The 25247-nt window shown below is 70.3% G+C and carries 21 protein-coding genes; 7 read left to right on the top strand and 14 right to left on the bottom strand.

Annotated elements, in window-relative coordinates; translation table 11 throughout:
* Positions 1–118: 118 nt before the first annotated feature.
* The 5 genes from ABZS64_RS28155 to ABZS64_RS28135 are packed head-to-tail and all read right to left on the bottom strand — an operon-like array spanning position 119 to position 5865.
* Entirely contained in the window at positions 119–1147 is a 1029-nt protein-coding gene (locus ABZS64_RS28155) for an ABC transporter permease (protein WP_355835406.1), read from the bottom strand.
* Complete coding sequence (locus tag ABZS64_RS28150) at positions 1144–2664, bottom strand: sugar ABC transporter ATP-binding protein (RefSeq protein WP_355835403.1); 1521 nt, start codon at positions 2662–2664, stop codon at positions 1144–1146. Before ABZS64_RS28150 ends, ABZS64_RS28155 begins: the two co-directional genes overlap by 4 nt.
* Before the next feature lie 2 nt (positions 2665–2666).
* Positions 2667–3704, bottom strand: coding sequence for a sugar ABC transporter substrate-binding protein (locus tag ABZS64_RS28145; protein WP_355835400.1), 1038 nt, complete (start codon positions 3702–3704; stop codon positions 2667–2669).
* Between the two features lie 59 nt (positions 3705–3763).
* Entirely contained in the window at positions 3764–4549 is a 786-nt protein-coding gene (locus ABZS64_RS28140) for an SDR family oxidoreductase (protein ID WP_355835397.1), read from the bottom strand.
* The gene (locus ABZS64_RS28135) at positions 4546–5865 is read right to left on the bottom strand and encodes an enolase C-terminal domain-like protein (protein WP_355835395.1); all 1320 of its coding nucleotides are present in this window, start codon (positions 5863–5865) and stop codon (positions 4546–4548) included. Before ABZS64_RS28135 ends, ABZS64_RS28140 begins: the two co-directional genes overlap by 4 nt.
* A 256-nt stretch (positions 5866–6121) precedes the next feature.
* On the opposite strand from ABZS64_RS28135, the gene ABZS64_RS28130 reads away from it, so the two are divergent.
* Positions 6122–7114: a PAC2 family protein gene (locus tag ABZS64_RS28130; RefSeq protein WP_355835392.1), complete on the top strand. Its 993-nt coding sequence runs from the start codon at positions 6122–6124 to the stop codon at positions 7112–7114.
* Positions 7115–7209: 95 nt separating this feature from the next.
* Here the strand turns inward: ABZS64_RS28130 and ABZS64_RS28125 are convergent, their stop codons facing one another.
* Positions 7210–8175: a superoxide dismutase gene (locus ABZS64_RS28125; RefSeq protein ID WP_355835389.1), complete on the bottom strand. Its 966-nt coding sequence runs from the start codon at positions 8173–8175 to the stop codon at positions 7210–7212.
* Positions 8176–8435: 260 nt separating this feature from the next.
* On the opposite strand from ABZS64_RS28125, the gene ABZS64_RS28120 reads away from it, so the two are divergent.
* Both ABZS64_RS28120 and ABZS64_RS28115 read left to right on the top strand, forming a co-directional pair.
* The gene (locus tag ABZS64_RS28120) at positions 8436–10208 is read left to right on the top strand and encodes a S8 family peptidase (RefSeq protein ID WP_355835386.1); all 1773 of its coding nucleotides are present in this window, start codon (positions 8436–8438) and stop codon (positions 10206–10208) included.
* Positions 10209–10244: 36 nt separating this feature from the next.
* The gene (locus tag ABZS64_RS28115) at positions 10245–10703 is read left to right on the top strand and encodes a hypothetical protein (protein WP_355835383.1); all 459 of its coding nucleotides are present in this window, start codon (positions 10245–10247) and stop codon (positions 10701–10703) included.
* A gap of 61 nt (positions 10704–10764) precedes the next feature.
* Here ABZS64_RS28115 and ABZS64_RS28110 read toward each other — a convergent pair whose 3' ends face one another.
* From ABZS64_RS28110 to ABZS64_RS28090, 5 genes are all read right to left on the bottom strand, one after another.
* Complete coding sequence (locus tag ABZS64_RS28110; RefSeq protein WP_355835380.1) at positions 10765–13809, bottom strand: NPCBM/NEW2 domain-containing protein; 3045 nt, start codon at positions 13807–13809, stop codon at positions 10765–10767.
* A 91-nt stretch (positions 13810–13900) separates the two neighbouring features.
* Positions 13901–15130, bottom strand: a complete 1230-nt coding sequence (gene mshC / locus ABZS64_RS28105) for a cysteine--1-D-myo-inosityl 2-amino-2-deoxy-alpha-D-glucopyranoside ligase (protein WP_355835377.1) — start codon at positions 15128–15130, stop codon at positions 13901–13903.
* Positions 15131–15682: 552 nt separating this feature from the next.
* Positions 15683–16501: an SCO1664 family protein gene (locus tag ABZS64_RS28100; protein WP_355835374.1), complete on the bottom strand. Its 819-nt coding sequence runs from the start codon at positions 16499–16501 to the stop codon at positions 15683–15685.
* On the bottom strand, positions 16465–17055 hold the full coding sequence (locus ABZS64_RS28095; RefSeq protein ID WP_355835371.1) for a DUF3090 domain-containing protein: 591 nt from the start codon (positions 17053–17055) through the stop codon (positions 16465–16467). Before ABZS64_RS28095 ends, ABZS64_RS28100 begins: the two co-directional genes overlap by 37 nt.
* A 96-nt stretch (positions 17056–17151) precedes the next feature.
* A complete protein-coding gene (locus ABZS64_RS28090; RefSeq protein WP_355835368.1) occupies positions 17152–17838 on the bottom strand; it encodes a histidine phosphatase family protein in 687 nt (228 codons plus the stop codon).
* 59 nt (positions 17839–17897) lie between these two features.
* On the opposite strand from ABZS64_RS28090, the gene corA reads away from it, so the two are divergent.
* Positions 17898–18890: a magnesium/cobalt transporter CorA gene (corA, locus tag ABZS64_RS28085; RefSeq protein WP_355835366.1), complete on the top strand. Its 993-nt coding sequence runs from the start codon at positions 17898–17900 to the stop codon at positions 18888–18890.
* Positions 18891–18912: 22 nt separating this feature from the next.
* On the opposite strand, the gene ABZS64_RS28080 is transcribed toward corA, so the two are convergent.
* Entirely contained in the window at positions 18913–19698 is a 786-nt protein-coding gene (locus ABZS64_RS28080; protein ID WP_355835363.1) for a ferritin-like domain-containing protein, read from the bottom strand.
* Positions 19699–20000: 302 nt separating this feature from the next.
* Positions 20001–21050 carry an LLM class F420-dependent oxidoreductase gene (locus ABZS64_RS28075; RefSeq protein WP_355835360.1) on the bottom strand — a complete coding sequence of 350 codons (1050 nt, stop codon included), beginning with the start codon at positions 21048–21050 and terminating at the stop codon, positions 20001–20003.
* Positions 21051–21180: 130 nt separating this feature from the next.
* Here ABZS64_RS28075 and ABZS64_RS28070 point away from each other — a divergent pair, with 130 nt between their 5' ends.
* Positions 21181–22164 carry an aldo/keto reductase gene (locus tag ABZS64_RS28070; RefSeq protein WP_355835358.1) on the top strand — a complete coding sequence of 328 codons (984 nt, stop codon included), beginning with the start codon at positions 21181–21183 and terminating at the stop codon, positions 22162–22164.
* Entirely contained in the window at positions 22161–24266 is a 2106-nt protein-coding gene (locus ABZS64_RS28065; protein WP_355835355.1) for an ATP-dependent RecD-like DNA helicase, read from the top strand. Before ABZS64_RS28070 ends, ABZS64_RS28065 begins: the two co-directional genes overlap by 4 nt.
* Before the next feature lie 71 nt (positions 24267–24337).
* On the opposite strand, the gene ABZS64_RS28060 is transcribed toward ABZS64_RS28065, so the two are convergent.
* The gene (locus ABZS64_RS28060; RefSeq protein WP_355835352.1) at positions 24338–24997 is read right to left on the bottom strand and encodes a hypothetical protein; all 660 of its coding nucleotides are present in this window, start codon (positions 24995–24997) and stop codon (positions 24338–24340) included.
* A 47-nt stretch (positions 24998–25044) separates the two neighbouring features.
* On the opposite strand from ABZS64_RS28060, the gene ABZS64_RS28055 reads away from it, so the two are divergent.
* Positions 25045–25233 (top strand): DUF5703 family protein, encoded by a 189-nt coding sequence (locus tag ABZS64_RS28055; RefSeq protein ID WP_018535088.1) that lies wholly within the window; start codon positions 25045–25047, stop codon positions 25231–25233.
* The last annotated feature ends 14 nt before the right edge of the window (positions 25234–25247 follow it).

The following is a 25247-nucleotide window of genomic DNA, read 5'->3' as shown; positions in this document are numbered from 1 at the left end:
AGCCCCCCCCCCAACACGCGGGCCCCCCGCCCCCCCCCCCCCCCAAACCCCCCCCCCGGGCCGGGGTCGGCCCCGCCGCCGCACATCCAGCCCGTCCCGTGCAGCGGACCCCGTCCCGCTAGTCCTGCCTCTCCCCGCTCGCGAAGCGCGAAATCACCAGCGCCACAATGATGATCGCCCCGTTCAGGAACTGGTTCCACAGCGCCGGCACCCCACCCAGCGTCATCACATTCACCACCAGCTGAAGCGTCAGCACACCCGTCAGCGCACCGAACAGCGTCCCCCGGCCCCCCTTCAGGCTGATCCCACCGATCACCGCCGCCGCGAACACCTGGAAGATCCAGCCGTTGCCCTGGGTGGCCGCGACCGAGCCGTAGTGGCCGGTGTACAGAACGCCCGCGAACGCGGCGAGCAAGCCGCCGATCGCCAGGACGATCCAGGTGATCCGGTCGACCCGGATACCGGCCGCCCGGGCCGCCTCCGGGTTGCCGCCGATCGCGTACAGCGCCCGCCCGTGGCGCAGATACGCCAGCGCCGCGCCGCCGATCGCGAAGAGCGCCAGACAGATCCACACCGCGGCCGGGGCGCCGAGCCAGTCGGTCTTGCCGAGGTACCGGAAGGACTCCGGGACATCGGTGATCGACTTGCCCTCGGTGATGCCGATGTGGAGGCCACGGAGCATGGTCAGCATGCCGAGCGTGGCGATGAAGCCGTTGACGCGCAGCTTCAGCATCAGGAAGCCGTTGATCGCGCCGATGACCACGCCGACCAGCAGACAGACCGGGATCGCCATCCAGACAGGCAGAAATTCGAGCCCGGCGAACCGGCCCCCGGAGCTCGGCAGGACCAGCCACATGGCGATGACCGGGGCGATACCGATCGTCGACTCCAGCGACAGATCCATCCGGCCGCAGATCAGGATCAGCGCCTGTCCGAGCACGAGCAGACTCAACTCGGAGGACTGCTGGACCACGCTGATCAGGTTGTTGGAGGTGAGGAAGACCGGCGAGACGATGAAGCCGATCACCATCAGCACCAGGATGACCGGCACCAGCGAGAAATCGCTCCACCGGATCAGCTGCAGCCTGCCGCGCGGGCTGTCGATCTTGGTCTCGTCGGCCGTCAGCGGCCGTATCGTGCCGGTCATTCCCGCTCCCCCACACCTTCCATCGCGGCGACCAGTTCCCGGTCGGTCCACCCGCTCCCGAATGTCGCGACGACCCGCCCGTGGAAGAGGGCGAGCACCCGGTCGCACACCCGTAGATCGTCCAGCTCGTCCGAGATGATCACGGCCGCGCTGCCTTCGTCCGCCACCCGTCGTACGACCCCGAGCAGCGAGTCCTTGGACTTCACATCCACGCCCGCGGTGGGCCGCAGCGCCACCAGCGCGCTGGGCTTGCGGGCGAGCGCGCGGGCGACGACGACCTTCTGCTGATTTCCGCCGGAGAGCCCGGATACGGGCTGCTCGGGTCCCTGTGTCTTGATGTCGAGCGAAGAGATCATGGACTGGGCGAATTCCCTTGTACGAGAGGGCAGTACGGTCCCCCATGGCCCGAGCTGGTCGGTGACCGTGAGGGTGGCGTTCTCGGCGACGCTGCGGCCGACGACCAGACCCTGGCGATGGCGGTCCTCGGGGATGTAGCCGATACCGGCGTCGAGCGCGTGCGGGACGCTGCCGGGCTTCACGTCCCGGCCGCGTACCGTGATCCGGCCCGCGCTCGCTCTGCGCATGCCGACCAGGGTCTCGCCGAGCGCGGTGTTGCCGCTGGCCGCGGCCCCGGCGAGACCGAGCACCTCGCCGGGACGCACCTCCAGGTCGAGCGGCTCGAACTCGCCGTCCAGGGTGAGCCCTTCCGTTCGCAGTACGGGCTCCTCGTCCCGGACGGAACCGACGGGCGCGTGCCAGGTCGACGGCCCCCCGGTCGACTCACCCGTCATGGCGGCAACCAGATCGTCCTTGGTGAGGTGGGCGACGGGCGCCGTGATCACGTGGCGGGCGTCGCGGTAGACGGTGACGGCGGTGCACAGTTCGTACACCTCCTGCAGATGGTGGGAGATGAAGAGGAACGCCACTCCCTGGCTCTGCAGTTCACGCAGCTTGGTGAAGAGCCGCTGGATGCCGCGGGCGTCGAGCTGGGCGGTCGGCTCGTCCAGGATGATCAGCCGCGCGCCGAAGGACAGGGCGCGGGCGATCTCGACGAACTGCCGCTGCTCGACGGCGAGATCCTTCGCCCTGGCATTCGGGTCGACACTCACTCCGTACCCGGCGAGCAGCTCCTCGGCGCGCCGCCTCAGCTGCCGCCAGCTGATGAAACGGCTCGTTGTGTCGAAGCGGTTCAGGAAGAGGTTCTCGGCGACGGTCAGATCGGGCACGACCATCGACTTCTGGTAGACGCAGGCGACCTTGGACTGCCAGGCGGCCATGTCCCCGAAGGCGGGTGCGGGCTCGCCGCCGAAGGTGACGTGGCCCGCGTCCGGCTTGTGGAGTCCGGTGAGGACGCTGACGAGGGTGGACTTGCCGGCGCCGTTGCGCCCGACGAGTGCGTGCGACTCGCCGGGCGCGACGGTCAGCCGTACACCGTCGAGCGCCGCGGTCGGACCGAAGCGCTTGACGATGCCTTCCGCCTGTACGGCGGCCGGTGCGGCCTGGTGCTCGTGCGCCATGACTAGCTCTTCTTCTCCAGCTGGTTGGCCCACAGCTTCGGGTCGTCCACGTTCGCCTTGGTCACCAGCGGCGCGGGCAGCTGGTCCTCGAACCCGTTCGGGATCTTGATGATGGTGGATTCGTGGTCGGTCGCCCCCTCCTTGGGGGTCTTTCCGTCCAGCGCCTGCTTGGCCCAGTACAGCGCGTACTTGGCGTACAGGTCGGCGGGCTGGGAGACCGTGGCGTCGATCTTCCCGGCCTTGATGGCGTCGAGCTCCTCCGGGATGCCGTCGTTGGAGATGATCGTGATGTGGCCCGGGGTCCCGGGGGCCTTCAGCAGCTTCTTCTGCTCCAGGAGAGCGAGCGTGGGCTGCAGGAAGACACCGCCGGCCTGCATGTAGATGCCGTTGATGTCGGGGTGCGCGGCGAGCGTGGACTGGAGCCTGGCGGATGCGACATCGCCCTTCCAGTCGGTGGCCAGCTCGAAGACCTTGATGCCGGGGAACTTCTTGGTCATGCAGGACTTGAACGCCTCTGAGCGGTCGCGGCCGTTGATGGAGGCCAGATCGCCCTGGAACTCCACGACCTTGCCCTTGCCCTTCAGCTGCTCACCGAGGTACGTGCAGGCCTTCTCGCCGTACGCGCGGTTGTCGGCCCGGACCACCATGTAGACCCTGCCCTTGTCGGGCCGGGTGTCGACGCTGACGACCGGAATCTTCTTCTCCTCCAGGCTCTGCAGGGACTCGGCTATCGCGCCGGTGTCCTGCGGGGCCATGACGACGGCCTTGGCGCCCTGGTCGGTGAAGGTCTGGACGTTGGCGACCAGCTTGCCGATGTCGTTCTGGGAGTTGGTCAGGGACAGTGCGGATACGTCACCGTCCTTGACGCCCTTCTCGATGTACTGCTGGTAGGAGTTCCAGAAATCGCTGTCGCTGCGCGGCAGATCGATGCCCACCTTGCCCCCGCCGGACCCGCTGTCCGAGTCCCGGTTGCAGCCCGCGAGGGCTGTCACGGCCAGCAGCACCGCGCAGGCCGCGGCACTTGTCGTACGCACTCTCATTGGTGTCCCGTCCTTCGGTGATGTCGGCTCAGGTGACGCTGGATGGTGCTGGGGGGTGCTCAGTTCGGCGGCCGCAGGCGCAGTCCCTGCATTCCGCCGTCGACCGCGAGTGCCGTGCCCGTGACGGCCGCCGCGGCGGGGCTGGCGAGATACACGACGGCGGCCGCCACCTCGGCCGCCGCGACCAGCCGTCCGGTGGGCTGGCGGGCTTCCAGGGCTGCGCGTTCGGCCGCGGGGTCGTCGGCCTGGTCGAGCAGGCGGCCGATCCACGGAGTGTCGGCGGTACCGGGGTTGACGCAGTTGACGCGGATTCCCTCGCGCACATGGTCGGCGGCCATGGCGAGTGTGAGGGAGAGGACAGCGCCCTTGCTGGCGCTGTAGAGGGCGCGTTGGGGCAGTCCGGCGGTGGCGGCGATGGAACAGGTCTGGGTGATGGACACCTGGCCGGGGCGGTCGGCGGCCGCCCGGCGCAGATGCGGCAGGGCGTGCCGGGCGACGCGCACCATGCCCAGGACGTTGATGTCGAGGACGCGCTGCCACTCCTCGTCGGCGTTGTCGGCGACGGTGCCGATGGCGCCGATGCCCGCATTGGAGACGACGGTGTGCAGCGCACCGAACTCCGCGGCGGCGCGGTCGACTGCGCTGCGTACGGCCTCGTCGTCGGTGACATCGGCCTTGAGGGCGAGGACGCCGTCGGGCGCTCCCGCGGTCTCCCGGTCGAGTACGGCGACCCACGCGCCGCGGCTGAGCAGCAGCGTCGCCACGGCGGCCCCGATGCCCGAGGCGCCGCCGGTCACCAGGGCCGACAGTCCCTCGAAGTCCCGCAAGTCCCCTTGGGCCGTCATGAGTTGACCTCCTCGATGGTGCGCCGGGCCTGCCAGATCGGCCCCTGCGGATAGCGGTGCGCCGCGATCGACTCGGGAAGCATGCGGGCGGAGAAACCCGGGGCGCGCGGGGCGACATAGCGCCCGGAGTCGATCACGGCGGGGTCGGTGAAGTGCTCGTGGAGGTGGTCGACGTACTCGATGACGCGGTCCTCCCAGCTGCCTGAGACGGCGACGTAGTCGAACATGGCGAGATGCTGGACGAGTTCGCACAGTCCTACCCCGCCGGCGTGCGGGCAGACGGGGACGTGATATTTGGCGGCGAGCAGCAGGATGGCGAGATTCTCGTTGACGCCTGCGACGCGGGCCGCGTCGATCTGGACGAAGTCGACGGCCCCTGCCTGGAGCAGCTGCTTGAACACGACCCGGTTGGCGACGTGTTCGCCGGTGGCGACCTTGACCGGCTGACCCGCGCGTACGGCGGCATGGCCGAGGATGTCGTCGGGGCTCGTCGGCTCCTCGATCCAGTGCGGTTCGTACGGCGCGAGGGCGGTCATCCAGCGGACGGCGTCGTCGACGTCCCAGCGCTGGTTGGCGTCCACGGCGATCCGTACGGAGGGTCCGACGGCGGCGCGGGCGAGCTTCATACGCCGGATGTCGTCGTCGATGTCCCCGCCGACCTTCAGCTTGATCTGGCCGAAGCCGTCGGCGACGGCCTCCTTGGCGAGCCTGACGAGCTTCTCGTCGGAGTAGCCGAGCCAGCCCGGCGACGTGGTGTACGCGGGATAGCCCTGGGCACGCAGCCGCTCGGCCCGTTCGGCCCGGCCGGGTTCGGCGGCCCGCAGGATGGCCAGGGCCTCGTCGCGGGTGAGGACGTCGGTCAGATAGCGGAAGTCGACGAGCGAGACGAGTTCTTCGGGGCTCATCGAGGCGAGGAATTCCCAGACGGGCTGTCCCGCACGCTTGGCCGCCAGGTCCCAGGCGGCGTTGATGACCGCGCCGGCCGCCATGTGCATCACGCCCTTCTCGGGGCCGAGCCAGCGCAGCTGCGAGTCATGGGTCAGTTCGATGTGGAGCGCGGCGAGATCGGCGGCCGTACGGGGAGCCGTGCGCCCGATGACGTAGGGACGCAGCGCCTCGATGGCGGCGGCGGTGACATCGTTGCCGCGCCCGATGGTGAAGCAGAAGCCGTGTCCCTCGGCCCCGTCGCTCGCACGCATCACCACATAGGCGGCGGAGTAGTCGGGGTCCGGGTTCATGGCGTCGGAGCCGTCGAGCTGTTCCGAGGTGGGGAAGCGGATGTCGTGAACCTCGAACTCCGTGACGCTCTGACTCATGCACGCACCCCCGGGGGAAGAACATCGGACCTCTGTTGGTCATCCGATGTATAGCGCCGTCCACGCGGCAGCGTCCAGGGTCAGGACGAAAATTCTCCGACACAGCTCGGATGATTCGATGGCCGAGTATGCGGTTTCTCCGACGTATGCCCTATAGCGCGGAAGTTCACCCGGCCGTGCACGGGGGCTGCGGCCGGGCGCCGGGTAAGCCGTAAGGTTGGGGCGTACGAAAGGGAACTTCGGAAGGAGGCACTGGGTGATCGAGCTCGAGGGGGTTCCCGAGCTGATCGACCCGGTCATGGTGGCCGCGTTCGAGGGCTGGAACGACGCCGGCGACGCCGCCTCCACCGCGGTCGCCCACCTGGACCGGGAATGGAAGGGCGAGGTGTTCGCTGCGCTCGACGCCGAGGACTACTACGACTTCCAGGTCAACCGGCCCACGGTGTGGCTGGACGGCGGGGTACGGAAGATCACCTGGCCCACCACCCGGCTCTCCGTGGTCCGCATCGGCGGCGACAAGCCGCGCGACCTGGTACTGGTGCGCGGCATCGAGCCATCCATGCGCTGGCGCTCGTTCTGCAACGAGATCCTGGGCTTCGCCCATGAGCTGGGCGTCGAGATGGTGGTGATTCTGGGCGCGCTGCTCGGCGACACCCCGCACACCCGGCCGGTGCCGGTCAGCGGGATCACCTCGGATCCGGACCTGGCCAGGACCATGGATCTGGAGGAGACGAGATACGAGGGTCCGACCGGGATCGTCGGCATTCTCCAGGAGGCGTGCACACATGCGGGTGTGCCGGCGGTGAGCCTGTGGGCCGCGGTGCCGCACTATGTGTCGCAGCCGCCCAACCCCAAGGCGACGCTGGCGCTGCTCAACCGCCTCGAGGATCTGATCGGTCTGCGTATCCCGCTGGGTGAACTGCCCGAGGACGCCAGGGCATGGCAGCTCGGCGTGGACCAACTGGCCGCCGAGGACAGCGAAGTGGCGGAGTACGTCCAGACGCTGGAGGAGGCGCGGGACACCGCGGAGCTGCCCGAGGCCTCGGGCGAGGCCATCGCCCGCGAATTCGAACGGTATCTGCGGCGGCGTGACGGCGGGCCCGGGCATGCGACCGACGGCGGCGAGGGCAGTTCGTATCTGCGGGACACCTCGAGCGGGCGCACCCGCCCGCCGATGCCGCCCCGCGCGGAGCCGGATGCCGATGCCGACGCCGATACTTCCGACGAGGATGATTCGTCGGAGGACTGAGTACGGCACTGAGGTACGGATACGAAGCGGGGCGGCACCGGTGAGGTGCCGCCCCGCTCTTGTACCCGCTCTCGTTCCCGCTCGTGGCCCAGCCCTCAGATCTGATCCACCGCGACCGCGTCGTACGTCGTGTCGGGTGTCGGCTCCACATCGAAACGGGCGTTGGGCAAGTAGATCCGGTCCCCCCAAGCAGCAGCCGTGGTGGGGATCTTGAAGCGCGGATCGGTGATGCGCGCGATCGCCGTGCCACGGGTGCCGGACTCGTTGAGCCGCAGCACATCGATGGCGTTCTGCTGCTGCTGTACGACATAGAGGGTGCGGCCGAGCAGCAACAGGCCGTCGCCGTTGGGGAGTTTGGTGTCGCCGATGTCGACGCTGCGCGCGACTCCGGTGCGCGGGTCGACGCGCATCAGACCGCCGCCGCCGACCACCGTGTTGACCAGCAGCAGGGCGCTGCCGTCGGGTGTGCGCTCGATACCGTTGGCCGTGAAGCTCGGGCCCTGCTGCCAGTCGCCCGTCAGCGGAACGGTCGTCACCGCGTCACCCGGCTCGTCCTGCCTGTCGAGCGGGAGCCGATAGATCTGCGCCTTGAACGAATCGGTGAACCAGGCGGCGCCCGGCGTGAGGATCACGTCGTTGACGAAGGTGTTGTCCGAGCCGACGGTGAAGGTCTTCAGCAGTTTCCCCGAGTGGACGTCGGCGACCCGGATCTCCCGGCTCGGGCCGCCCGACAGGAACAGCAGCCGCTGGCGCCGGTCGATTTTCAGTCCGATCACGGGGTGAGCGGCGCCACCGCCCTGGCTGATGACGCGTCCACGGCCGGTGGCCAGGCTCGCCCGGTAGATGTCGCCGTTCGCAATCGATCCGAAATAGGCATACGGACTCTTCCCGATGGTGATGCCCTCGGGCTGGAAGCCATTCGGCAGAGGTAATTGGGTGGGCCATCGCGCCCCGGTGGATTCGGCCGCGCGGGCAACCCCCTCCAGAGGGGCCAGCAGAGCCGCGCCGCCGAGGGCCGCGAACGTCCCGAGAACTCTTCGACGTGCGAAGGAACGGTGCATTGAGCGTCCTTCCGACAAATGTTCAGCAGACGCACCTACCTCAACACACAGCAGGCAGCCCCGCAGTGTTTGGCCGAATTGCGGCGTGACATCGGCTTCAAGCCGAAATGCACCGGCTTCCCATTCAGCTTGATTTCAAACGTATTTCAGGTAAGCGGGGTGGACGTCCCGCCGCGGCGGGAGCAGGGTGGCGACCACGGCACGACACGCACAGACCGGACAGACACGGAGCACGGCACCCGAAGGGAGCGGTCACCGCGATGACCGATCAGGCACTCCCAGGTCAGGGCCCCGGAACCACGGGACCCGGACCCGACGGAGCTGGATTCACCTATCAAGGAGCCGAGCCGGAGCTGATCGTCGTCGCACGGGCCGAGGCCCGGCTGCGCGCCGGCACGGATGGCATACGGTCGTCCTCCGGGACGGACATCTCCGCCCTGCACATGTTCCTGAGCGACGAGCAGCTCGCTCTGGAGCCGTTGTTCGGCAATGAGGAGCGGACCCGGTCCGCCCTCCCCTCGCAGCCCGCCGGTCCGCCCGGCCGGGGCGCGCTGCCGGACCTCTCGCTCTTCTATCGCGTACGGGGCGGGGGCGACCGGGCCCAGGAGCTGACCGCCCGGCTGGCGGCCCTGCCCGAGATCGAGACGGCGTACGTCAAACCCGGCGCCGTGCCCGCGCGGACGGCACCGCAGGGCGCCCAGGCACCGGCGGCCTTGACGGAAGAGGCCAAACGGCTGAAGGAAGGCGCCCCCGCCACCCCCGACTTCACCGGCCGCCAGGGCTATCTGGGACCCGCGCCCGATGGGGTGGACGCGTACTGGTCGTGGCAGCGGCCCGGCGGCTCGGGCCAGGGAGTCACCGTCGTCGATGTCGAGGGCGCCTGGCAGCTGGGCCACGAGGACCTGGCCGACAGGCTCGCCGGCATCGTCGTCGGCAACCCCGTCCAGGACATCGCCTGGCGCAACCACGGCACGGCAGTCCTCGGCGTCATCGGCGGCGACCGCGACGAGAAGGGCATCACCGGGATCGCGCCCGAGTCAGTGACAGCGGCGGCCTCGTTCCAGGGCATCGGCTCGGCCGCGGCCATCCACGCGGCGGCCGAACGGCTCTCCCCCGGCGACATCCTGCTCGTCGAACTCCACCGGCCGGGACCGCGGTTCGACTTCGAGGAGCGCGACGACCAGCGCGGCTACATCGCGCTGGAGTGGTGGCCGGACGACTGCGCGGCGATCCGCTGGGCGAGCGAGCAGGGCGTCCTGGTCGTCGAGGCCGCGGGCAACGGCGCCGAGAGCCTGGACGACGCGGTGTACGAGCGCAGGCCGGACGAGTTCCCTGAGTGGTGGCGCAACCCCTTCAACCCGTCGAACCAGTCCTCCGGGGCGATCCTCGTCGGAGCGGGCGCTCCCCCGCCCGGGACGCACGGCCGCGACCACGGTCCCGACCGCTCGCGGCTTGCGTTCTCCAACTACGGGGGCCGCGTCGATGCCCAGGGCTGGGGCCGTGAGGTCACCACGACCGGCGGCTTCTGGGACCGGGCCGGTGATCTCCAGGGCGGCGCCGAGGAGATCGCCTGGTACACCGACACCTTCTCGGGCACCTCGTCCGCGTCGCCGGTGGTGGTCGGTGCCCTGGCTTGCCTGCAGGGCATCCTCAGGGCCGCACAGCTCGCCGCGATGAGCCCCGAGCAGGCACGCGACGTCCTGCGCAGGACCGGTTCGCCGCAGCAGGACGCCCCGGGAAGGCCCGTCTCGCAGCGGATCGGCAACCGCCCCGACATCAAGGCGGCCGTCACTCAGCTGATCCCGTCCTCGGTCGGCTCCGGCCGGGCGGAGCGGTACTGGGACGAGCTGATGCCGTATCCCCGTGAACTTCCGCCGCGCATGAGGCTGTTCGTGGCCGGCGCGTGGCGCAACCTCAACCACCCCGCCCCCGAAATCCGCCAGGCGGTCCATGCCGCCTTCGCGGGGGGACGGCCGGACGTTCGCGTCTGGTACTCGGACGACGAGGTCGTGGGCCTGGTCGTCGCCGGATGAATCGCCGGAGTAATCGAAAGGGAAGGTGAACATCGCATGAGCACCACCCCGCAGATGAACCCCAGCACGATGAGCCAGCAGTACGGGCAGCAGCAGTACGGGCAGCAGGGCCCGAGCACCGCGCCGCCGCTCCAGCAGGCCCAGTACCCGCTCGCGCAGCAGCTCCAGCAGCTCGGTCAGCAGCAGCCGTACCAGCACCTGCTCCAGCAGCTCGGCCAGGAGCAGTCGCAGCAGCCGCTGCTGCTGCCGAGCGCGGTCGACAACCAGGCCATCACGAGCGGCATCGCCACGAAGTTCTGGGACGTCGTGACCCCGCTGCCGGGCCAGCCCTCGATCCTCTACCTGTTCATCAACAACGGCTGGCGCAGGCTGGTCAACCCGAACGCGGTGACGCATGACGAGGTCCAGGAGGCGTTCGCCTTCGGCCAGCAGGTCATCGGGATCTACGAGTCCACGAACGACGTCATCCAGGCCGTCATCGTGAACAAGCAGTAGCGCCAACTCCCGCACAGAGGGCGCCGGGTGGGCACAGACCCGCCCGGCGCCCGCCTATGCCTCAGGCGCAGCTGAATCGGGCTGCGGCCCAGTCCCCGTGGTCACCGGACTTCGACCCGTTCGTATCGGTGACCTTCAGCCGCACATGCCGCGCACCGTCGAGCGGCACATTCACCGGCACGGTTGCCGACGCGCCCGTCAGCTTGGGCGAGGTCCACAGCACCTTGCCGTCCGCCTCGACGGAGAAGGCCACCTCCCCATAGCCGTTGATCTCGTCGTCGATGCCGACGTCGGCGGTCAGCGCGGTGCAGCGCCCGCCGAGATAGACCTCGATGTCGGAGTCGGCGTGGGCGCCGATTCCCTTCTCGTACGTCTTCCCCGCCAGGGTCAGCACGTGCCCGTCGGCCGCGCCCGACTCGCCGTTGCTGCGGTCGCGTTCGGCGGGACCGTAGCCATTGGCCGCGCTGAGCCAGACAAGCTCACTGGCCCATGCGTCCGCGACCGGCGGTTCGGGCATCACCCCGACCGCGAACCGCTGCAGAGCCGTACGGTCAGTTCCCGCCGCCCTATGGCGTGCGACCGCGGTCAGCGTCGCCTCTCCGGGCTTGGCGTCCTTGGGCGGGGTGACGGCCACCTCGACGCGCTTCGTGGTCCCCGCCGGGATACGGTCCACAGCCTGGGACCGGCTCACCTGCCAGCCCGCCGGGACGTTCAGCGACACCTGGACCGCGGTGGCGTCGCGGCTGCCCGCCGTGACATCGAGGGCGACGTTGCCCGTGACGCCCGCGCCGAGCTCCTGTCCTGCCGGGACGGAGACGGTGGCGGCGGCTCCGGCCACCTCTCCGCCGACCGCGCTGGTGTCCTTCAGCTCCAGCTCGAAGTCCCGGTCGGTGCGCAGGGACGGCGTCTTGACGTGCACCACACCGCCGCGGTCGTCCTGGTCGTACCACCAGCCCTGCGCCGCCTTCTCGTACGCCGCCTTCGAGCTCAGCCTCGGCAGCCCGCGGCCGTCGAGCCCGACCCTGCTCGGCGCGTCACCGGTGTGCACGCTGAAGTGGTACGGGCGCGTGGCCTGCTTGCCCGTGAACTGCCCCTGGCTCGCGCCGATCCGGACGCTCACATCGCCCGCTCCGCTCCGCGGCGCGTCCACGTCGGCGCGCTGGGTGGCGTACTGTCCGCCGCGGTGTGCGCGTGTGACGCCGTCGTCCTCGTACATCGTGAAGGACGAACGGCCCTGCGGGTAGATGTCCCAGGCGAGCGCGGAGCAGGCGGTACGGTCGGCGTACGAGCGGATGCCCGGCCACATGGGGACGGCCGCTCCGGCCTTCACGAAGAGCGGCAGCGTGTCCAGCGGCGCGCTGTAGCCGTCGACGGTGACCGGCCCTTCGTAGGTCCGTCCACTCCAGTAGTCGATCCACGTACCGTTGGGCAGATAGATCCCGTCCCGCTTGACGGAGTCCTGGTGGACGGGCGCGACAAGGAAGTCCTCGCCGCTCAGGAACTCGTACTTGGCCGCGTCCGTGGCCGCCTTGGGGTCGTCCGGGTACTCCAGGGCGAGCGGCCTCGCAAGTCCGATGCCGGTGCTGGTCGCCTCGTGCGCGTACGAGTAGATGTACGGGAGCAGGGACTCGTGCAGCTTGAGATAGCCGCGGTTGACGGACGTGTACGGCTCGCCGTACCGGAAGGGCTGCTTGTCGTTGGCCGCCCAGCCGTCCATGGTCATCGTGACCGGCAGGAACATCTTCCACTGCAGGTCACGGGTGTACGTCTTGGGGCTGCCGCCGAAGATGCCGTCCACGTCGCCGGTCGTGTACGCGAGACCGGACATGCTCGCGCCGGCGTAGGTCGGGATCTGCCAGCGGATGTACTCCCAGCTGCCGGACTGGTCGCCGGACCACTGCACTCCGCAGCGCTGCGCGCCCGACCAGCTCTCCGGCGCCCAGGTGAAGCCGCGGGCATCGCTGTTGTCCTCGATCCCCTTGTACGCGTCCTTGCATCCGTCGAGCGCGAACTTGTAGCCGTCGCCGACCCAGGCGACATCCAGTTTGGCGACGCGCTGGCCTGCCTTGACCTGGTCGGCGAGCTTGCCGATGCCGTCCTCGGTCCACAGGCCCATCTGCATCTTGCGGCTCTGAAGCCCCTGCGCGGTTTCGGCAAGATCCTCGTATCCACACCCATAGCCGTCGTTGATGAGCATCCAGCCGTTGGGCATGTCGTTCTGCACGTACCCGTCGGCGACCTCGAGAGCGTCGAGGGTGTGGCGCTCGCCGCGGTTGGCATTGTGCAAGTAGCAGTCGGCGTCGCCGATTTCGAGACCATAGACGGGCGGCAGGAAAGGCTTGCCGGTCAGCTTGGTGTACTGACCGATGACGTCCTTGGCGCTCGGGCCCGCGAAGTAGTAGGCGTCGAAGCGCTGTTCCTTCGCGGTGGCCGTCACCGGGTCGTTGAAGGCGTACGTGTTGGGCGCGTACGTATTGCGATAGACGCCGTAACCGGCCGAAGAGAGATAGAACGGCACGGAGTTGGGGTGTCCGCCGTCGTTCCAGTTGTAGTCGACGCCGACCTCGACGGTCTTGCCGCGGTGGGAGGTGTTGCCTCGGCCGTTCTGCATTCCTGCGCCGTAGTACTGCTCGTCGGCGCCGCGGGCCAGGGTCTGGGTGGTCCGGTCCTGGTTCCAGGTCAGGCCCTTGGTCTCGGCCCAGAGCTGGGTGCCGTCGGCCCGGTGGAGGGCGAAGCGGAGCGGCGACTTGTAGGCGCGCAGCGTGACCTTGGAGGTGCTGAGCTCGTACCGGTCGCCTCTGTCGCGCCAGTTGGTCGCGGGCGGCGCGCCCTGGGGCAGGACGATGTCCTTGCCGGTCGGGTCGGTGAAGGCGCCGTCCGGGGCGAGTTCGATACGGAAGGTCTCGGCGGAGACGAAGCTGACGCGGGCGGCGGCGCGGCCGGCGGTGAGCCGGTAGACGGCGCCGTCGTGGGCGAACCCGGTGATGTCACCGACGGTGGTGTCGGCGGGCTCGGCCTGTGCGCCGGTTGTCGGCGCTGCGAAGGCGGCGAGCAGACCGACCACGGCGGCAACGACCGCCGATCTGAACCGTGTTGGAGATCTCATGGGCGTGTGTGTAGCGCGTTGTCGCGGACACGACCATGGACTTATGTCCGGCCGCTCCTGGACTTCTGGCGTCCAGGAGCGGCCGGAGGGTCTACAGGGCTACGCCCAGCAGGGCGTCGACGGCTCGGGACACCAGACCGGGCGCACCCTCGTCCGTACCGCCCTCGGACTGCTGGAGCGCGGCCCAGCGGTCGACGGCGGCGAGCGCGGCGGGGGCGTCGAGGTCGTTCGCGAGGGCGTCGCGGATCTGCTCGACCAGGGCGTCGGCGGACGGCCCGTCGGGCCGGGACACGGCAGCGCGCCAGTGGCCGAGCCGCTCGACGGCGTCCTGGAGCACCTGGTCGGTCCACTCCCACTCGGCCCGGTAGTGGTGCGACAGGAGCGCCAGTCGTATCGCGGCCGGGTCCACGCCGTCGCGGCGCAGCTTGGAGACGAAGACGAGGTTGCCCTTGGACTTCGACATCTTCTCGCCGTTCAGGGCGACCATGCCGGCGTGGACGTACGACTTGGCGAAGGGGTACTCGCCGGTGAGCGCCTGGGCGTGCGATGCGCCCATCTCGTGGTGCGGGAAGGCGAGATCGGACCCGCCGCCCTGCACGTCGAAGCCCATGCCCAGGTGGTCGAGGGCAATGGCCACACACTCGATGTGCCAGCCGGGCCGTCCGCGCCCGAGGCTGCCGCCGTCCCAACTCGGCTCGCCCTCGCGGGCGGCCATCCAGAGCATCGGGTCGAGGGGGTTCTTCTTGCCGGGGCGCTCGGGGTCGCCGCCGCGCTCGGCGGAGAGGGCCTTCATGACCGCGGTGTCGTAGTGCGACACCTCACCGAAGTGCGGGTCGGACTCGACGGAGAAGTACACGTCGCCTTCGAGCTCGTACGCGGCGCCGGCGTCCCTAAGGCGCTCGACGAGCGGCACGATGCCGGGTATGGCCTCGACGGCGCCGATGTAGTGCTGCGGCGGAAGCATCCGCAGGGCGGTCATGTCCTCGCGGAAGAGCGCGGTCTCGCGCTCGGCGAGCTCGGTCCAGTCGTGCCCGTCGCGGATGGCGCGCTCGAGGAGCGGGTCGTCGACGTCCGTCACGTTCTGGACGTAGTGAACCTGCCGCTTGGTGTCGAGCCACACGCGCTGAACGAGGTCGAACGCGTTGTAAGTCGCCGCGTGACCCATGTGGGTCGCGTCGTACGGTGTGATGCCGCAGACGTAGATACGGGCGACGGGACCGGGGTCGAGGGTCACAGGACCACCGGTCGCGGTGTCGTGGATCTGGAGGTCGCGGCCCTTGCCGGGCAGGGCGGGGACCTCAGAAGCGGGCCAGGCATGCATGCCATGAGCCTAACCGGACGCCGCTTCCGCATACGACCCGGAGTCGGGTCGGGGTTCGGGTCTTGGGGTTGCCCGGTGCGGCGGGGTGCGGGTTGGGGCCGGTCTGGGGGCGCGGGGTTGGCCGGTGGCGCGGGGTTGGCCGGTGGCGCGAGGTGCGGGTTTGGGGGCCGCTCCGGGGGCGCGGGGCTGCCCGGGGGCGCGGGCGCGCCGTTTGGGGCCGCTCCGGGGTTGCGCCGGGACTGCACGATTTACGGCGCGTCTCTGCTGGACCGCTGTGTGCGGGCGTCCCCGCGCCACAAATCACGCTCTACGTCCCGGCTCCACCCGCTGCGCGGCCCCCTTGCCGATGGACGGCCGTCGGCCACCCCGCGCCGCGAAGCTGGCGTGCTGGGGGCGCGGGGGCGTCAGCCCCACGTCGACCGGTCGGGTAGGCCGCGCGGCGAAGCCGGCGCGCCCGGGTACCCGGGCTCGCGCCGCGAAGCTGGCGCACTGGGGGTCCGGGGGCGTCAGCCCCGGGCGCAGCCCCGGTTTCGGGAAGGGGCGGGGTGGGGGCTAAACCGGAGGCCACGGAATCGCCGGCCACTCCCCCGACGGCACCGGATGCCTCCCCGCCCCCCTCAGCGCCCCCACCCGCTCCCTCAGCGCCTCCACCTCCGCCGCCGTCAGCAGTTGCGCCAGACGGGTGGCCAGCGGGTCGTGGGGCGACAGGGCGTCCGACAGGGACTCCAGGGTCGACAGCGTCTCCCCCGGGAGCGGATCCCCCGCCCACCCCCACAGCAGCGTCCGAAGTTTGTCGTCCACGTTGAACGTGACCCCGTGGTCGATCGCGTACAGATGACCGTCCGCCGTCGGCAGCAGATGCCCGCCCTTGCGGTCGCCGTTGTTGATCACCGCGTCCAGCACCGCGAGCCGCCGCAGCCGTGCGTCGTCCGCGTGGACCAGCAGCGCCGTACGCCCCTCGCCCACCTCCGCGAAGCCGACCGCCTTCCAGCCGTCTCCCGGCTCCTCGTCCTCGACAAGGGCGAGCAGGGACTGCTCGGGGTCGGCCTCGATCCAGAGCTGGACCATGCCCTCGCCGTACGGCCCGTCCCGCAGGACCGTCGGCGGGACCAGACCCCACCCCGTCGCCTCGGAGATCTCGTACGCCGCCACCTCGCGCTGCGCCAGCGTCCCGTCCGGGAAGTCCCACAACGGCCGCTCCCCGGCGACCGGCTTGTACACGCAGTGGGCCTGTTCGCCCTCGTACGAGACCGTGCAGTACAGCACCGCGTTGGACGCCTCGCGGACCCGTCCGCGCACGCTGAGCTCACCCTTGGTGAGGAGGTCGAGCGCCGTCAGACTCCGCGGCGGTATCCGTTCTGGCGCGGGCATACGTGTCCTTCCGGATCGAGCGGCAGGCTGCACAGCGGGCACGGCGGCCGGCCGGCGTTCACCACGTCCAGCGCGCGTTTGGCGAAGGCCCTGGCCTGCGCGCCGCTCAGGCGGACGCGCAGCATCGGCGGGCCGTTCTCCTCGTCCTGGAGCAGCCGCTCCTCGGCCTCAGCGAGGTCCTCCTCGGACTCCGCGTCCAGCTCAACCAGCGCCTGAGCCTCGACGATCATGCGCTGTTCCTCGCCGTCCCAGGCGAGCGCCATCGTGCCGACCCGGAACTCCTCCTCGACCGGAGCGTCCAGCGGCGCCGTGTCCGACACATCCGCGGGCGCGACGGCCGGGACCGGCGCATTGCCCCCGGTGCGGCGTACGACCTCGTCCAGCAGCTCGTCGATCCGCTCGGCGAGCGCGGCCACCTGGGTCTTCTCCAGGGCCACGCTGGTGACGCGTCCTGAGGCCGAAGCCTGCAGGAAGAACGTACGGCGTCCAGGCAGCCCGACCGTACCGGCCACGAAGCGGTCCGGCGGGTCGTACAGGAACACCTGACGGGACACGTTCTGTCTCCCTCGGGATCTCGGGGTCGGTCGGTTGCGTGGACTGTCGAGCGGCCATAAGGGTTTTCGGCCCGTCCACCCTACTGCGCCCAGCGATCACGGTGCGCCCGCGCCGCCTCCGACGACTCCGGCCCCGCCACCGCCGTTCCCGCGCGGCACCAGCGCGCCGAAGTCCCCGGTGTCACCGAGCCGCAGAAGGAACGGACGGGTGCGTGTGTAACGGATCGCGGTGATGGAACACGGCTCCACATGAACCCGCTGGAAGAGGTCGAGATGCATGCCGAGCGCGTCGGCCACCAGGGACTTGATGATGTCGCCGTGCGAGCACATCACATACGCGGCGTCCTCGCCGTGCGCGGCCTCCACGCGCGCGTTCCATTCGCGTACGGCGTCGACGGCGCGCGCCTGCATCGCCCGCATGGATTCGCCGCCGGGGAACGCCGCGGAGGACGGGTGCTGCTGCACGACCTCCATCAGCGGCTCGTCGGCGAGCTCGGCGAGCTTGCGACCGGACCAGTCGCCGTAGTGGCACTCGCCGATCCGCTCGTCGGTCTGGAGCTCCAGTCCGGGCCGGGCGTCGAGGAGCGGCTGCAGCGTCTGCACACAGCGCTCCAGCGGGCTGCTGACGGCCGCGGCGAGCGGCACATCGGCGAGTCGTTCCGGCAGCGCGGCCGCCTGCGCGGCGCCGCGCTCGTCGAGGAAGACGCCGGGAGTCCAGCCGGCGAGCACTCCCGCCGTGTTGGCGGTGGAGCGTCCGTGGCGTACGAGGATCAGCGTGGCCATGCCGGTCAGCCTAGGCCGACCCGCGCCGAGGGGTGCGCCCGGGCCGCGCGCGGGGAAGAATGCCCAACGTGATCGTGGACTGTGCCATCTATCGTGACGGGCGCCGGACCGAGGGCCCGTCCGACTTCTCCGATGCTCTGGCCGAGGCACGGGCCACCGGTGACGCCTTCCTCTGGATCGGTCTCTACGAGCCGACCGAGAAGGAGTTCGACCATGTCTCGGCGGAGTTCGGGCTGCATTCGCTGGCCGTGGAGGACGCGCTCGATGCACACCAGCGCCCCAAGCTGGAGGTGTACGACGACTCGCTGTTCGTCGTGCTCAAGCCGGTGGTGTACGACCCGGCGAGCGACACCGTCACCACCGACGAGCTGATGGTCTTCATCGGTGACTCGTTCGTGGTGACCGTGCGGCACGGTGAAAGCGCGCCGTTGCACGCCGTTCGGCTGCGTCTGGAGGCGGAGCCCGAGGTGCTCAAGCACGGCCCGACGGCGGTCCTGTACGCGATCAGCGACGCCGTGGTCGACCACTACATCGATGTGGCCGCCGAGCTCCAGGTGGACCTGGAGGAGCTGGAGACCGAGGTCTTCGCCCCCTCCGGCGGTGACTCGCGCAACAGCGCGGTGCGGATCTACACCTTCAAGCGGCAGGTGCTGGAGTTCCGTCGCGCGGCGGCTCCGCTGGCGGCTCCGATGGCCCGCCTCGCGAGCATGGGCGTGCCGTTCGTCCACGAGCACTCGCAACCCTTCTTCCGGGACGTCAACGACCATCTGACGCGAGCGAACGAGCAGGTGGACGGCCTGGACCGGCTGCTGTCTGACGTCCTGTCGGCCCATCTCGCGCAGATGGGCGTGCGGCAGAACGACGACATGCGGAAGATCTCGGCGTGGGCGGCCATGGTCGCGGTCCCCACGATGGTCGCCGGGATCTACGGCATGAACTTCGACCACATGCCTGAGCTGCGCTGGGTGTGGGCGTATCCCGTGGTGGTGCTGCTGATGGCCGGGGTGGTGTACGGCCTGTTCAGGCTGTTCAAGCGCCGCGGCTGGCTGTAGAAGATCTACTGTTGCCCGGCCGTCAGAAGGCGGGAGCGGCGGCGGGCGGCCCGTCCAGCGCGCCCCGGCGCACCGGCATCCGCAGGCCGACCATCCGGTGCCAGCCGGCGAGGCGTTCGTAGCCGTACATCGCGTGGATCCCCGCGGCCAGCGCGGCGGACTTGGGCCGGGGCCAGTGCAGCAGCCGTCCCATGTGGTCCATCACGGCGAGGCTGACATCGCGGTAGACCCTGATCTCGGCGAGGGCGCTCTCGCGCAGGACCCGCTGGATGGTGTGGCCGTGACCCGCGGCGGCCAGGCGGAGCAACTCCTCGTGGCAGTACGCCAGATGGTTGTCCTCGTCGTTGCAGATCATGGTGATGGTCTTGCCCAGCTCGGGGTGGTCGCCGAAGCACTTCACCAGCATGTCCATCTGGTCGGCGGCGCGCTGCTCGGTGACCCGGCTGTGCGAGAGATAGACGACGATGTCGTTCTCGGTCAGCGGCTCGTCGCGGCGGAGCTTTTCGTGGGTGAGCCCGATGCCCTGCTTCTCGAGCAGCATCGTGTAGTCGGTCTCGGGCGGGACGGGCACCGGCTCCAGATGCCGCTTCTTGAGCAGGGCGTTGAAGAGTCTGCCGTGCTTGTCCTCGTCGGCGCCGTGGCGGGCGATCTTGGGTGCGAGGGCATGCATGCTCTCGGGTACGAGGGCGGCGATGCGGCCGTTCTCCCAGCCGCCCTGCGCCTCCCCGCTGGCGGCGATCGAGCAGAAGAGCTGGAAGGCGTCGTCGCTGTCGACGATTTCCTGGAAAAGACTTCGAGCCGAAAGCATCACTGCACCTCCACGAAGATGTCCGCAAATAAAGAGTCAAATGCGGTACGGGAGGCGAGGCAACAGGTACGTCGTACAACTCGGCCGAACGGACGACGGCGATCCGCGCCACGAAGCGGGTCCGGGGAGTAACCCGGAGGGGCTGTCGGGCGTTGTGCTGCATGACGGCCGTGGCGGGGAAGACCCCCCGAGCCCCCACCACGGCCGCAGGCTTGTTTTCGGCTTTCCCGGGGCCGGGGCGGCCCAGATGGTCACCCGGGCACCACGGCCAGTGGGCGCAGGCAGGCGATCGGCCGGGGACTTTACGCCAGGTCGGCGCGCTCCATGGCCTCCGTGCCCGCGCGAAGCGCGGTGAGGCGTTCGTCGAGTGTGAAGCCGGCCGGGGCCAGCGTCAGCGTCGTGACTCCGGCCGAGGCGTACGCCTGCATCCGCTCGGCGATCCGCTCCACCGAGCCCAGCAGTGTCGTCTGGTCGATCAGCTGGTGCGGAACCGCCGCCGCCGCGCCCGCCTTGTCGCCGGACAGGTACTTGTCCTGGATCTCGGCCGCTTCCTTCTCGTAACCCATGCGCTGCGCAAGCTGGTTGTAGAAGTTCTGCTTTCGGCTGCCCATCCCGCCGACGTACAGCGCGGTGTACGGACGGAACATGTCGGCAAGACCGTTGACGTCGTCGCCGACCGCGAGCGGCAGCGTCGGACACACGTCGAAGCCCTCCATCGTCAGTCCGGCCTTCTCGCGGCCCGCCCGCAGGTACTTGATCGCGGTGTCCTCGAGGTGGTCGGCGGACGGGAAGATCAGCAGCGCGCCGTCCGCGATCTCACCGGTCTGCTCAAGGTTCTTGGGGCCGATCGCAGCGATGTAGAGCGGGATGTGCTCGCGCTGCGGGTGCACGGTGAGCTTGATCGGCTTGCCCGGACCGTCCGGCAGCGGAAGCGTCCAGTGCTCGCCCTCGTACGAAAGGCGCTCGCGGGCCATCGCCTTGCGGACGATCTCGACGTACTCACGGGTGCGGGCGAGCGGCTTGTCGAACTTGACTCCGTACCAGCCCTCGGAGACCTGCGGGCCCGAGACGCCGAGGCCGAGGCGGAAGCGGCCGCCGGAGAGGGAGTCGAGCGTTGCGGCGGTCATCGCGGTCATGGCGGGCTGGCGGGCCGGGATCTGCATGATGGCCGAGCCGACGTCGATGCGTTCGGTCTGCGCGGCGACCCAGGTGAGGACGGTGGGGGCGTCGGAGCCGTACGCCTCGGCGGCCCAGCAGACGTCGTAGCCGAGCTTGTCGGCCTCCTTGGCGACCGCGAGATTGTCGCCGTCCATCCCAGCGCCCCAGTAGCCGAGGTTGATGCCGAGCCGCATAACCGCTCCCTCTTACTGATCAGTAACGTCCCTGTTCCGGGGACTCTAGCGCGGGTTCGGGCTATCCGGCAGGGGGAGGTTGTCCACAGGCTCTCTCAGGGTGGGCCCATGGCCAGTAATCTCAGCGCCCATGGAGCAGAGGCATCTCGGCCGTACCGGCCTGCGCGTGTCCCGGATCGGGCTCGGCACCCTGACATGGGGCCGGGACACCGATGAGCATGACGCTGCCGACCAGTTGAAGGCGTTCTGGGAGGCGGGCGGCACGCTGGTCGACACCGCCGATGTGTACGGCGGCGGGGATGCCGAGTATCTGCTGGGGCAGCTCGTCGAGCGGCTCGTGCCGAGGCGCGATCTGGTCATAGCGACGAAGGCGGGCAGCGTGCCGGATCCGGACCGGCGCTTCGACGGCTCGCGGGGGCATCTGCTCGCCGCGCTGGACGCCTCGCTGGAGCGCCTCGGCACGGACTATGTGGATCTGTGGCAGGTCCACGCCTTCGATCCGGAGACCCCTCTGGAGGAGACGCTCCAGGCGCTGGACATCGCGGTGAGCAGCGGGCGTGCGCGCTATGCGGGCGTGTCGAACTTCTGCGGCTGGCAGCTGGCGAAGGCGGCGACCTGGCAGCTGGCATCGCCGGGCGTGCGGACGCGACTTGCGAGTACGCAGATGGAGTACTCCCTGCTGCAGCGGGGGATCGAGCGGGAGGTGCTGCCCGCGGCGCTCGACCTGGGCGTCGGGCTCCTGCCCTCGTCGCCGCTCGGCCGCGGGGTGCTGACGGGGAAGTACCGGCACGCGACTCCGGCGGATTCGCGGGGTGCTTCTGAGCAGTTGGCGCCGTTCGTGGAGCCCTATCTCGACGAGGCGGCGAGCAGCATCGTGGATGCAGTGGCGACGGCGGCGGACGGTCTTGCGGCGACGACGCTCCAGGTGGCGCTGGCGTGGGTGCGGGACCGGCCGGGAGTGGTGGCGCCGATCGTCGGCGCGCGTAACGCGCAGCAGCTCACGGCCGCATTGTCAGTGGAGACGCTTAGTCTTCCTGACGAGATCTGCCAGGCGCTCGACGATGTGTCGGCGCCCGTGCACCGATACCCCGACCAGGACTGGAGCACGCTGTGACCGAGCCGGACGCGCCCGAGGCCGCGGACGCCACCGAGGCCGCGGACGCCACCGAGGCTGCGGACGCCACCGCCGACGACACCGCTGAGGCCACCGCGCCCGAGGAGGGCTCGGCGGACACCGGGGCCGGTGAGGCCGAGAAGGCGGCCGAGCCGTCCGAGGCCGAGGCCGAGCTTGCCGCGCAGCGGGAGTTGCGGGCCAGGATCGAGCAGCGGAAGGCCGAGAAGGCGGGTCCCATCGAGGCCGGCACCAAGCTGAGCGGGTCGGCCGCCGATCTGCTCGCTGCGGTACGGGCGGTGGAGAGCGGCGAGAAGTCCGGCACCGCCTTCTTCGACTCCCCCGCACCCGCGCCGAGGCGCCCCGCCCCCGCGGCGGCCGAGCCGGAAGGGCCGCGGGTTCCCGAGCCCGCCGGGACACCCCGGGCGACCGCGCCGGAGACCGTCACCGCCGTACGGTCCGTGCTGAACGAGGGCGGTGCACCCGAGGCGCTGGCGGCGCAGGTCGCCGAGGCGTTCGGGGAGCAGGCCGCGGACGCTCTGCGCGAGGACCCGTGGCACCTGTTGTCGGTGCCGGGCGTCCGGCCCGAGCAGGCCGACGGTTTCGCCCGTGCGCTGCTGGGCGCGGAGTGCGGCCCGGGAGACGAGCGCCGGGCGACGGCCCTGGTCAACTGGCAGTTGGAGCGCGCGGCGCTGCGGGGGCATACCGCACTGGAGTCGTCGGCCGTGCGCGGTGCGCTGGCCGAGCGGTCGGTGCCGGATCCGGACGAGGCATTGCAGCAGGCCATCGCCGAGGGCGCCGTACTGGTCTTCCAGGACGGCGTGGAGGAGATCGAGCAGGCGGCGGAGGGGGAAGAAGCATCCGAGCAGCCCGCCCTGCCGGTGCTGCTGGGCCTCGACCGATACGCACTCGCGGAGGAGAGCCTCGCGGACGGCCTGGCGCGGCTGGCGAAGACAGGCGCCGACGCCCGATGGGATGCGGCGAAGCCGAGCGAGCTGATCCGCGCTGTCGCGGCGAGCGGTCTGGTCGCGCACACCGGCGGCGAGGCGGCACGCGCCGAACCGGTCGCGCTGGCCGAGGCCGCCGAGGCGCTGGGGCTTCGCGCGGTGATCGCGGTCCACAGCGAGAACGGCAGCAGGCGGCTCGGTCCCGCCGCGGTCACCGTCGCCGGGCTGCTCTCCGGCTCGGAGGGGCCGGGCAGGGACGAGGACGGGGCGTTCGCACTCGACCTGCTGGTGGTGCTGGACGCGCCGCAGCTGGATGTGGAGACCGCCGCGATGCTGGTCGAGTCGATGCCGGACGTAAGCCGTCTGGTGCTGAGCGGCGACCCCGGTGTGCTGTGGTCGGCGGGCGCGGGCCGGGTGTTCGCGGATGTGCTGGCAGCCGGGGTGTGCCCGCAGATCGCCTCCCGGACGCCGGACCCCGGCCCGATCGGGGAGCTGGTGTCGGGCATCGGGATCGGCGAGCTCAACCAGGTGGAGGCGGCCGGCAAGGAGGTCGTCATCGTCCCCGTGCGGGACGCGGGCGAGGCGGTCCACCGTACGGTCCAGCTCGTCGCGGACTCGGTGCCGCGGGCCATCGGGGTGCCGCCGGAGCAGACCCAGGTGATCACCGTCGGGCACGGCGGCTCCGCCGGAACCCGCGCGCTCAACGTGGCACTCAAGCAGCGGCTGAACCCCGGTCCCGGCCGGTTCGGCGGCTTCGACCCGGGCGACCGGGTCGCCTATGCCCCGGCGCTCGGCCGGACGCTTGCGGGCACCGTCGTCTCGGCGGACGCCGACGGCCTGCACCTGGACTGCGAGGGCACGCCCGTCGTCGTACCGAAGGAGCGGGTCGATTCGGCAGTGCGCCACGGCTGGGCGCTCACCGCTCACCAGGCCGCGGGGATGCGCTGGCCCGCGGCGGTGGTGGTGCTGCCGGGTGACGCGGCGCAGGGGCTGAGCCGGCCGTGGGTCTACACCGCGTTCAGCCGCGGCGAGCGTCATCTGTCGGTGGTGCACGGCGTGGACCAGGCACTGCCGCGTGCGGTGGCGGAGATCCCGTCCCAGGACCGTACGACCCGGCTGCGGACCCTGCTCGAAGGGCTGCTCGCCCCGACGCCGTAGACGGGAAGACGCGAGGCCCCCGCCGCCGGGAGGCGACGGGGGCCTGCGCTACAGATCAACCGCGAGCCCGGTCAGGACTCCACCTCGTCGAGGTCGTCGAGGTCCTCGCCCAGTTCGTCCTCGTCGAAGACCGAGCTCACGTCGAAGCGGCACACCACCCGCTGCGGATCCGCCTGGTCGAAGGGCGTGCTCAGCCACTCCCCCGGCTCCGGAAGATCGTCCGCGGCCGACACCCACAGCGTGGAGTCGCCCTCCTCCAGGCCGAATTCCTTGTGCCGGGAGGCGATTTCATCCGGTTCGTACTCCCCGAAGAGCACGCCGAGCGCCGCATGCACGCTCGTACCGACCACCGGGACGTTCTCCGGGCGGTCCTCCTCTGGGTCCAGATCGGCGATGCGCTGTGCCTGTGCGAGCAGCCGCTGCGGCTCGACCACCGCGTAGTCCCGGCGAATGAGCACGCTGAGCGCGTTCGGCTCCTCGGGACCCGCGTAGGGCGGCAGGGAATCGTCCGCGCCCGGGATCTCGAAAGGCGTCACCTCGTCGTAGCGGTCATAAAGGCGTTCGTCGTACGCCTCCGCCGCCGCGGCAAGGGCGTTGAACGCGTCGTAAACGGCCGGGTCGTCCTCACCCGTGCGGTTCTCGACCGCCGTGAGGTGACGGTCCAGTGCGGCTTTGACCGCCTCGGCGGCGGCACGTACCTCGGCAGCGGTGGGCTGCGCAGCATCAGACATAGTGCAGACGCTATCCGTACTGGGGCTCTGCCCGCACAATAGATGCGATGCCGGAATACGAATTTGTCGACGTGTACGTCCCGCGCGGGGTCTCCCGCAAGGAAGCGACCCGTCTGCTGACCGACCATGCCGAGTACGGACACTGGGAGTTGGACCGACTGAGTCTGCGCCGGGACGGCAGCCGCAGAGTGCGGTTGCGCCGACGCATCATTCGTCAGGTGCGCGCCACCTGGTGACGACTGAGTGAAAC

The sequence above is a fragment of the Streptomyces sp. NPDC005408 genome, from assembly GCF_040606445.1.
GTDB lineage: Bacteria > Actinomycetota > Actinomycetes > Streptomycetales > Streptomycetaceae > Streptomyces.
This window is presented reverse-complemented; position numbering and strand designations above follow the sequence as displayed.

What these genes read in the sequence shown, in the direction of transcription:
- ABZS64_RS28155 (WP_355835406.1), bottom strand. Translation starts at nt 1,147, where the DNA reads ATGACCGGCACGATACGGCCGCTGACGGCCGACGAGACCAAGATCGAC.
- ABZS64_RS28150 (WP_355835403.1), bottom strand. Translation starts at nt 2,664, where the DNA reads ATGGCGCACGAGCACCAGGCCGCACCGGCCGCCGTACAGGCGGAAGGC.
- ABZS64_RS28145 (WP_355835400.1), bottom strand. Translation starts at nt 3,704, where the DNA reads ATGAGAGTGCGTACGACAAGTGCCGCGGCCTGCGCGGTGCTGCTGGCC.
- ABZS64_RS28140 (WP_355835397.1), bottom strand. Translation starts at nt 4,549, where the DNA reads ATGACGGCCCAAGGGGACTTGCGGGACTTCGAGGGACTGTCGGCCCTG.
- ABZS64_RS28135 (WP_355835395.1), bottom strand. Translation starts at nt 5,865, where the DNA reads ATGAGTCAGAGCGTCACGGAGTTCGAGGTTCACGACATCCGCTTCCCC.
- ABZS64_RS28125 (WP_355835389.1), bottom strand. Translation starts at nt 8,175, where the DNA reads ATGCACCGTTCCTTCGCACGTCGAAGAGTTCTCGGGACGTTCGCGGCC.
- ABZS64_RS28120 (WP_355835386.1), top strand. Translation starts at nt 8,436, where the DNA reads ATGACCGATCAGGCACTCCCAGGTCAGGGCCCCGGAACCACGGGACCC.
- ABZS64_RS28115 (WP_355835383.1), top strand. Translation starts at nt 10,245, where the DNA reads ATGAGCACCACCCCGCAGATGAACCCCAGCACGATGAGCCAGCAGTAC.
- ABZS64_RS28110 (WP_355835380.1), bottom strand. Translation starts at nt 13,809, where the DNA reads ATGAGATCTCCAACACGGTTCAGATCGGCGGTCGTTGCCGCCGTGGTC.
- mshC (WP_355835377.1), bottom strand. Translation starts at nt 15,130, where the DNA reads ATGCATGCCTGGCCCGCTTCTGAGGTCCCCGCCCTGCCCGGCAAGGGC.
- ABZS64_RS28100 (WP_355835374.1), bottom strand. Translation starts at nt 16,501, where the DNA reads ATGCCCGCGCCAGAACGGATACCGCCGCGGAGTCTGACGGCGCTCGAC.
- ABZS64_RS28090 (WP_355835368.1), bottom strand. Translation starts at nt 17,838, where the DNA reads ATGGCCACGCTGATCCTCGTACGCCACGGACGCTCCACCGCCAACACG.
- corA (WP_355835366.1), top strand. Translation starts at nt 17,898, where the DNA reads ATGCCCAACGTGATCGTGGACTGTGCCATCTATCGTGACGGGCGCCGG.
- ABZS64_RS28080 (WP_355835363.1), bottom strand. Translation starts at nt 19,698, where the DNA reads ATGCTTTCGGCTCGAAGTCTTTTCCAGGAAATCGTCGACAGCGACGAC.
- ABZS64_RS28075 (WP_355835360.1), bottom strand. Translation starts at nt 21,050, where the DNA reads ATGCGGCTCGGCATCAACCTCGGCTACTGGGGCGCTGGGATGGACGGC.
- ABZS64_RS28070 (WP_355835358.1), top strand. Translation starts at nt 21,181, where the DNA reads ATGGAGCAGAGGCATCTCGGCCGTACCGGCCTGCGCGTGTCCCGGATC.
- ABZS64_RS28060 (WP_355835352.1), bottom strand. Translation starts at nt 24,997, where the DNA reads ATGTCTGATGCTGCGCAGCCCACCGCTGCCGAGGTACGTGCCGCCGCC.
- ABZS64_RS28055 (WP_018535088.1), top strand. Translation starts at nt 25,045, where the DNA reads ATGCCGGAATACGAATTTGTCGACGTGTACGTCCCGCGCGGGGTCTCC.